1 protein-coding gene is annotated in these 1,460 nt (G+C 75.6%); it reads right to left on the bottom strand.

From position 1 onward, the window contains the following. Positions 1-36: 36 nt before the first annotated feature. Positions 37-1,460: cobaltochelatase subunit CobN (locus ACWJ6R_RS36225; RefSeq protein ID WP_449066530.1), on the bottom strand; the 1,424-nt coding region annotated here is incomplete at its 5' end.

Here is a 1,460-nt window from a genome sequence, read left to right as displayed (position 1 = left end):
CGGCGCCGGCCGCTCCCGCCCCGCGGCGGGGGCGCGCTATCCCCGGCCCTCCAGGTCGCCCTCCGCCTTGAGGTAGACCTCCTGCACCCCGGCCAGGATCTCCGGGTCCGGGTGCTCCCACATGCCCCGGTCGGCGGCCTCCAGCAGCCGCTCGGCGATGCCGTGCAGCGCCCACGGGTTGGACTCCGCCAGGAACGCCTGGTTCTCCGGGTCCAGCACGTAGGCCGCGGCGAGCCGGTCGTACATCCAGTCGGCGACGACCCCGGTGGTGGCGTCGTAGCCGAACAGGTAGTCGACGGTGGCGGCCAGCTCGAAGGCGCCCTTGTAGCCGTGCCTGCGCATCGCGGCCAGCCAGCGCGGGTTGACCACCCGGGCCCGGAAGATCCGGGAGGTCTCCTCCGACAGCGTCCGGGTGCGGACCGCGTCCGGGCGGGTGCTGTCGCCGATGTAGGCGGCCGGGGCTCGGCCGGTGAGGGCGCGGACGGTGGCGACCATGCCTCCGTGGTACTGGAAGTAGTCGTCGGAGTCGGCGATGTCGTGCTCGCGGGTGTCGACGTTCTTGGCCGCCACCGCGATCCGCCGGTAGGCCGTCTCCATGTCCTCGCGCGCCGGGACGCCGTCGACGCCCCGGCCGTAGGCGAACCCGCCCCAGACCGCGTAGACCTCGGCCAGGTCGGCGTCGTCGCGCCAGTTGCGGCTGTCGATGAGCGGCAGCAGCCCCGCCCCGTAGGCGCCCGGGCGGGAACCGAAGATCCGCATCGTCGCCCGGTCGCCGCGGCCGGAGTCGGCCAGCACGTGGGCCCGGACGTAGTTGTCCTCCTCCGGCTCGTCCAGGGCCGCCACCAGCCGTACGGCGTCGTCGAGCATGGCCACGACGTGCGGGAAGGCGTCCCGGAAGAACCCGCTGATGCGGACGGTGACGTCCACCCGGGGCCGGCCCAGCTCGGGCAGCGGGATCGGCTCCAGGCCGGTGACCCGGCGCGACGCCTCGTCCCAGACGGGCCGGACGCCGAGCAGCGCGAGCACCTCGGCCACGTCGTCCCCGGCGGTGCGCATGGCGCTGGTCCCCCAGACCGAGAGCCCGACCGAGCGGGGCCAGCCGCCGGTCTCCTCCCGGTAGCGGGCCAGCAGCGAGTCCGCCATGGCCTGCCCGGTCTCCCAGGCCAGCCGGCTCGGCACCGCCTTGGGGTCGACCGAGTAGAAGTTGCGCCCGGTCGGCAGCACGTTGACCAGCCCGCGCAGCGGCGACCCGCTCGGCCCGGCGGGCACGTACCCGCCGTCGAGCGCGTGCAGGATCGCACCGATCTCGTCGGTGGTCCGCGCCAGCCGGGGCACGATCTCGGTCGCCGCGAACCGCAGGATCCGCTCCACCAGCGCGGGGTCCGCTCCGCAGGCGCCCCGCGCCGGAGCAGCCGCACCGCCCGATCCGCCCGGCCCGGGTACGGCGCCGCCACCCGGCC

It is taken from the genome of Planomonospora algeriensis, assembly GCF_977012225.1.
The sequence above is the reverse complement of the archived record's forward strand: the minus strand, read 5'-3'. Positions and strand labels throughout refer to the sequence as shown.